We start from the raw sequence: 7,383 nt of genomic DNA, 5'->3' as shown, positions 1-7,383 counted from the left end.
GAAGTCCAATAGAATATAGGAAATTTAAAGAAAAAAATGTTGATAATTAAATTGAGTACTTGACAGGGTACAGATCAAAGGTAAACTTTTCTTTTTATGCGTTTGAATTACAAAACTAGAAAATAGCGATAATGATTCTGAATATTTGTATGATGTTCAAATGTTAATTCAAAAAAATTATTTTGAATTAATTAAAATAGAATCATTATTAGAAAATGAGAAAGAATTAATAGATTACTTAAAAAACATCCCTATATTAGGAATAGATGTTCCCTTAAAAAATTTATGTAATAATATAAGAAAAATAGAACTTCCTTGTAATATTAATTTTTTATCACGTCATGAAAAAGAAATTTTAAATTACAACACTTTTTCATATAAAATCATAGATAAAGATGATTGTCAGGTTTGGCAAGAAAGATATTTACTTGAAATTTTAGAAATGTCTTTTAATGAAAGAAAGCTTCAACCAATATTTTCAAATGGAAATAGCACAGAAATATTTAATGAAAAAATTTTAAATCTTCTAAAAAATTATTTTAATAATTCTGCTACAGATTTTGTATTAGATTCTGTTTTATATATGATATTCAATGTTAATCCACCAACAACAATAAAACTTCTTCACTGTGATTTTTTAATAGAAGCCATTAACTCTAAAAAAATAAAATCATAAAATTCTTTTTAGTTCTTCATATCATATTTTATCTTGTTTACATAAAGATAAAAAAATGCAAGATTGTATTAAAAATAAATCTTATATTAACTTTTTAGAAATGTTACACAGCATAACAGATCCTCTACTTATTACAAGAATTAAAGAAGATGGATTTCCAATTTCTAAATTCCAAAAAGATATAATAACAAAATTTTTGACTAATAAATTTAAAAACATTAATAATATTTATTCAATTAATGAATTAAGCAATTATTTAAAAGATGATAGTATTATAAAAAATATTACTACAGAATATTTAAAAATTGTTAGTAAAAAATTTAAAGAGTGTATAGATAAAAATACTGAAATTAGTATTTCTATTTTATTCTATGATTATATGATATTTTTAATTAATATTAATAAAAGTAGTCAAATTATAGATAAAAGGTATATTCAAAAAGAAATGATATATACACAAAAATTTTGGCAAGAAAATGTCTATGAAAAACAATGTAAAAATCTGAAGTCAATTTCCTTTAAACAAGAATTTAAAAATGAATATATCAACGAATTTAATAAAATTAGTTTATTAAATCCAATAATTTTTGCTCAATACTGTACTCCTGTATCTGAGGAAGAAATATTAAATATTATGATATCTGTATCTGAAAATCCTCTCAAATACATAATCTCTCAAATATCATTAAGTCCTATATTTCCTACTAAAAAATCAGAAATAACCTTTGAACGTCATGATATTGATAAAATGTTCTTAAACTATGTAACCTATTTACAGCAAAGAAAAGGTTATAAATTGTTAAATCAACTCAATGGGAAAGAATTTGTCTTAGGTATACATGAAAATTATAGTCTTAAGACTCAAACTTTTATTAATTTTATTGATGAATATAAACTTTATGATATTGTAAAAAAAGAAGAAAAAATAGAATTATTACCATACTCAAATATAATATCATTAGCATTATTGACACAACTATTTCCAATATTAGAAATTAAAATACGTGAATTAGTGACTTTACTTGGCATTTTTCCTTTTAAAAAAAATATAGATGAATTTATGCAATATAACGATCCTAGTTCTTTGTTACGAGAATTATTAATAATGATTTTTAATGAACAACATAGTTTTGAAAATGTAGCAGATTTTATATTTGTTTACAACACCATGTATAATGGAAATTCTTTTAATATTCGTAACGAATGTCTTCATGGTAGAAATTATTTATCTGGAAATAATGCTAGATTTGCATTTAAAGTAACTCTATTTGTAATACATATGATAAATTTCAGAATAAAAACAATAAAAGAAAATATTAGTGATATTATTGATATAATAAAAATTTAAAACAACATTTTTTTATAAATAGTAAAAACGGACTGCTCTCAAAACAGTCCATTTCTACATTATCCTATTAATATTTCTTATTATAAATTATCTACAAAATCTAAGAATTTAGCTTTTGTATCAGCAAGTTTAGCCTCAGCTTTTTCTTTGCTAGTATCTTTTACATACATATAGTATTTAATTTTTGGTTCAGTTCCAGATGGTCTTACTGTAATCATAGTTCCATCTTCTAATATGAATTGTAATACATCAGCTTTTGGAAGTTCAATAGCTTTTTTAGTTCCATTAGCATAGTCAGTTTCAACTTGTTTTTGGAAGTCTTTCATAACAGCAACTTTTTTACCAACAACTTCAGTTATCTCTTTTTCTCTTAAGTTAGCCATTATACCAGCTATTTCTTTAGCTCCATCCATTCCTTTTTTAGTTACAGGAACAGTTTCTTCTCCGTACCAACCATAAGTTTCATAGATTTTTTCTATTTCTTTAGCAATAGATGTACCTTGACTATGGTAGTAAGCACCAATTTCAGCAAGTAGAAGAGAAGCAACAACTGCGTCTTTATCTCTTACATGAGTACCTTTTAAGTATCCTATTGATTCTTCAAATCCAAATAGATAAGTTCCATCTAAAACTTTATTTTTAAATTCTTCTATTTTTTCTCCAATATATTTAAATCCTGTTAAAGTTCTCCAAACTTTTACTCCGTAAGCTTTTCCAATTTCATCTAGGATTGGAGTAGAAACTATTGTTGATACAACAGCTCCATTTAATGGTAGAGGTTTTGTCATTTTTAAGATGTAATCCATAAATAACATACCAATTTGGTTTCCATTTGGATATAACCAATTTCCATTTTCATCTTTAACAGCGATACCTGTTCTATCTCCATCAGGGTCATTAGCTATACATAAATCTGCTCCAACTTCATCAGCTAATTTTGTTGATAGAGCAAAAACTGTTGTATCTTCTGGGTTCGCATAAGAACAAGTTGGGAACATTCCATCTGGTTGTTCTTGTTCTTTTACTACATATATACTTTCAAATCCCATTTCAGCTAAAATTCTTTTAACTGGTCTTCCAGCAGTTCCGTGTAATGGAGAGTAAACTATTTTATAATCTTTTTTACCAGGAATATCTGTATGTATTGCTTCTTTTTTAACTTCTTCTATAAATCTGTCATCTAATTTTTGTCCAACGATTTCAAGTAAACCTTTTGCTTTAGCTTCTTCTTCAGATATCATTTTGATTTCTGCAAAATCTTTTATATCATTAACAGAATTTATTATTCCAGAAGCTTCTGGTTCAACTATTTGTCCACCAATATCCCAGTAAACTTTATATCCATTATATTCTTGTGGGTTATGAGAAGCAGTAACCATTATACCAGCTTGAGCTTTTAATTCTCTTACAGCAAAAGAAAGTTCTGGTGTAGTTCTTAAAGATTCAAATAAATATGATTTTATTCCATTTCCAGCAAGTACAAGAGCTGAGTTTATAGCATATTCATAAGAACCAATTCTACAGTCATAAGCTATTGCAACCCCTTTTTTAGCTCCCTCTTCTCCAGTCATTTTTAACATATAATTAGCAAGACCTTGAGTAGCTTTTCTAACCATATATTTATTTATTCTATTAGTTCCAACCCCTCTAACTCCTCTCATTCCAGCAGTTCCGAAGCTAATATTAGTATAGAATCTTTCTTGTATCTCTTTTTCGTTACCAGCTAAATTTTTTAATTCCTCTCTGTCAGCTTCATCTATGTATGATGAATTTAACCAAAGATTGTACATTTCTAAAGTTTTTTCGTCCATACTTATCTCCCTTCATTTGTAATTATATTTTTAATTCTTCTTTTAAATATTTTATAAGGTCATCACGAGTTTCCTCGTTTCTTAGACCAAATTCAATATTTGCTTTTAATAACCCTATTTTGTTTCCTATATCGTATCTTTTTCCCTCAAAGTTATGAGCTACAACTTTATTTCCAGCTTTTAACATTTTAAGTATAGCATCTGTAAGTTGTATCTCTCCACCTTTTCCAGCTTCTGTCTCTTCTAAGAATTTGAAAATCTTTCCATCTAAAAGATATCTTCCAAGACAAGCCATAGTAGATGGAGCTTCTTTGATACTAGGTTTTTCAACGAAATCCTCTACCCCAACAGTTTTACTATCAAGGATTTCACTTGGTTTCACAATTCCATATTTTGTAACATCTTCTTTTGGTACTTCTTGAACTCCCAATACACTAGCTCCATATTTTTCATATGTTTCTATTAATTGAGATGTAGCAGTTTTTTCATTATAGACAATATCATCTCCTAAAGCAATTACAAAAGGATCATCTCCTATAAATGGTTTTGCTTTAAGGATAGCATGTCCAAGTCCCAATGGGTGATTTTGTCTTACATAAAATATATTAGCAATTTCTGAAAGGTGTTTTACTTTTTCTAAAAGCTCATCTTTCTCCTTTTCTTTTAAAGTTTCTTCTAATTCATAAGAATAGTCGAAATGATCTTCAATAGAATTTTTATTTCTTCCTGTAATAATAACTATATCTGTTATTCCAGATTCAACTAACTCCTCTACTATATATTGAAGAGAAGGTTTATCTACTATTACTAGCATCTCTTTTGGTTGAGCTTTTGTTGCTGGCAAAACTCTAGTTCCAAGTCCAGCTGCTGGTATTACAGCTTTAGTTACTTTTTTCATAACATTTCACCTCGAATTTTTTACTATTTTATTTTTGAACCAACTTTTACTGATGGATCAACTTCAACTAGTTTTATTCTTTTCTTTTCTTCAGAACTTAAAAGCATTCCTTGAGATAATTCTCCTTTTAATACTACTGGCTCTAAGTTTACAACAGCAAGAACTTTTTTACCAACTAGTTCTTCATAGTTAGGATAGTATTTTGCTATTCCAGAAACTATTTGTCTTATATTTTTTCCATCATTTACTTTGAATTTTAAAAGTTTATCAGAATCTTTTACTTTATCAGCTTCTAAAATTTCAACAACTTTTATTTGAACTTTTGAAAAATCATCTATATTAATAGGATTTTCTATTTTTAAATCTTTATTTACTGGATTTTTTTCTTTAACTTCTTTTTCAACTTCAAGTCTTGGGAAGATTGGTGTAGGTGTTCCAAGTTTATGACCAGCAGATAATAAATCCCAACCTTCTACGTCAGAAATTTGTGCAGTTTCTATATTTTTTTCAATTCCAAGTTGTGACCAGATTTTTTGTCCAGCTTCTGGCATATATGGAGCTACTAAAACAGCGATTTTTTCTAATGAGTAAACTAGCATGTTCATTATTGTAGCAAGTCTTTCTTTTTGAGTTTCATCTTTTGCTAGTAACCAAGGACCAGTTTCATCTATGTATTTATTCATTCTAGAGATAAATTTCCAAATAAATTCTAATGCTCTTGAGAATTCAAGTCTTGACATAGCGTCATCAACTAGAGCTAGAGTTTCATCAAACAGTTTTTGAGCTCCTAAATCTATTTCTTGGAACTCTCCACCTTTTACAATTTCATCTCCAAAATATTTTTTATACATTCCAAGAGTTCTGTTTAGTAAGTTTCCAAGGTCGTTAGCAAGATCTGAGTTAATTCTATTTATTATAGCTTTTGTAGAATAATCTCCATCATTTCCAAATGAAACTTCTCTTAATAGATAATATCTAAATGCATCAACACCATATTTTTTAACTTCATCTAATGGAGCAACTACATTTCCTTTAGATTTTGACATTTTTTCTCCCTCAGAAGTCCACCAACCATGAGCAACTATTTTATCTGGTAATTTTACACCAGCTGAAAGTAACATACAAGGCCAGATTATAGCATGGAATCTAACAATATCTTTTCCAAGTAGGTGAACAACTTCTCCATTTGTCCATCTTTTTTCAAATGTAGCAGGATCATTTTCATATCCAACAGCTGTTAAATAGTTTGTTAAAGCATCAAACCAAACATAAGTAATATGTCCTGGTGCAAATTCAATAGGGATTCCCCATTCAAAAGTATTTCTTGATATTGATAAATCTTGTAAACCTTGTTTAATGAAAGAAATTACTTCATTTCTTCTTGAACGAGGTAGGATAAAATCAGGGTGTTCATCTATATGTTTTAAAAGAGCATCTTGATATTTTGACATTCTGAAGAAATATGATTCCTCTTTTACCATTCTTAATTGTTTTCCACAGTCAGGACAGCAGTTATCTCCAACAATTTGATTTTCAGGAACGAAAGTTTCACAAGAAACGCAATATTTTCCTTCATATTCTCCTTTGTAGATATCTCCTTTTTCCCAAACTGTTTGAAGAATTTTCTTAACAGCTTTTTTATGTCTTTCTTGAGTAGTTCTGATGAAATCATCATTTTTTATGTTTAAAGCTTTCCACATCTCAACAAATCTTGGAGCCATAAGGTCTGTCCATTCTTGTGGTGTCATTCCTTTAGCTTTTGCTGTTTCTTCTACTTTTTGTCCATGTTCGTCAGTTCCTGTTAGGAAATATACATCATAACCTTGAGTTTTTTTGTATCTTGCCATAACGTCAGCAGCTATTGTAGTATAAGCACTTCCAACATGTGGATCTCCATTAACATAATATATCGGTGTTGTTATATAAAAGTTTTTACTTTCCATTATCTCTCCTTATCTTCTATTAAATTTTCTGCAACTTCATTTATGTCGTTAAGTTTTTTTTCAACAATCTCTTTGTAATCTTCTACCGGAATAGATTTTTCAAGGTAAAAAGGTTCACTTATTACACAGATAACCTTTGAGAAAGGTTTTGGTATTTGGCATTTGTCCCAAGTTTTTGATAAAACCCATTTTTTACTGTAAGCAGCTCCCATAAAAACCATTGGTCTTCCAGATTTTTGAGCTACATACATCATTCCTTGTTTTGCTTCAAATCTTGGTCCTTTTGGCCCATCTAGTGGAGTTCCAATAGTATATCCCTCTTTTACAGCTTTTATAAGTTGAACCAATCCTTTTACAGAATCTTTTCCTGATGAACCTCTTATCATTTTGTAACCTAATTTTTCAAGAGGCACAGAGATAAGCTCTCCATCAGCAGAGGGACTAGCAAGTCCAGCTCTTTTTTTAATAAATCCTAAAGCTAAAACTGTAGCAACTACTTTGTTGTGCCAAAGAGCCAACACATAAGGTTTATCCTCTTCCATATTTTCTTTTCCAATAATTTCAATTTTTAGTGTCAACTTTATTAACATAATAATATAGTACACTAATAATCCATAAAATTTGTACATTTTATCTCCTGACAATTATTTTACTTATAACTTGATTATACCACTTGATAAAACATTTTTCAAGTAACTTGACTTTTT

General features: G+C 28.3%; 6 protein-coding genes. 2 read left to right on the top strand and 4 right to left on the bottom strand.

Going from position 1 to position 7,383, the window contains the following annotated elements:
- Nucleotides 1–160 precede the first annotated feature (160 nt).
- On the top strand, nucleotides 161–676 hold the full coding sequence (locus I6E15_RS07065) for a hypothetical protein (RefSeq protein ID WP_235247140.1): 516 nt from the start codon (nucleotides 161–163) through the stop codon (nucleotides 674–676).
- Nucleotides 677–731: 55 nt separating this feature from the next.
- Nucleotides 732–2,024 carry a hypothetical protein gene (locus I6E15_RS07060; protein WP_235247139.1) on the top strand — a complete coding sequence of 431 codons (1,293 nt, stop codon included), beginning with the start codon at nucleotides 732–734 and terminating at the stop codon, nucleotides 2,022–2,024.
- A gap of 80 nt (nucleotides 2,025–2,104) precedes the next feature.
- Here I6E15_RS07060 and I6E15_RS07055 read toward each other — a convergent pair whose 3' ends face one another.
- The 4 genes from I6E15_RS07055 to I6E15_RS07040 are packed head-to-tail and all read right to left on the bottom strand — an operon-like array spanning nucleotide 2,105 to nucleotide 7,305.
- Entirely contained in the window at nucleotides 2,105–3,835 is a 1,731-nt protein-coding gene (locus I6E15_RS07055; protein WP_235247138.1) for a phospho-sugar mutase, read from the bottom strand.
- A 22-nt stretch (nucleotides 3,836–3,857) separates the two neighbouring features.
- Nucleotides 3,858–4,733: a UTP--glucose-1-phosphate uridylyltransferase GalU gene (galU, locus tag I6E15_RS07050; RefSeq protein ID WP_235247137.1), complete on the bottom strand. Its 876-nt coding sequence runs from the start codon at nucleotides 4,731–4,733 to the stop codon at nucleotides 3,858–3,860.
- 23 nt (nucleotides 4,734–4,756) lie between these two features.
- The gene (metG, locus tag I6E15_RS07045; RefSeq protein ID WP_235247136.1) at nucleotides 4,757–6,676 is read right to left on the bottom strand and encodes a methionine--tRNA ligase; all 1,920 of its coding nucleotides are present in this window, start codon (nucleotides 6,674–6,676) and stop codon (nucleotides 4,757–4,759) included.
- A complete protein-coding gene (locus tag I6E15_RS07040) occupies nucleotides 6,676–7,305 on the bottom strand; it encodes a lysophospholipid acyltransferase family protein (RefSeq protein WP_235247135.1) in 630 nt (209 codons plus the stop codon). The genes metG and I6E15_RS07040 overlap by 1 nt, the downstream gene beginning before the upstream one ends.
- Nucleotides 7,306–7,383 lie beyond the last annotated feature (78 nt).

Source organism: Fusobacterium perfoetens (genome assembly GCF_021531475.1).
GTDB lineage: Bacteria > Fusobacteriota > Fusobacteriia > Fusobacteriales > Fusobacteriaceae > Fusobacterium_B.
The sequence above is the reverse complement of the archived record's forward strand: the minus strand, read 5'-3'. Positions and strand labels throughout refer to the sequence as shown.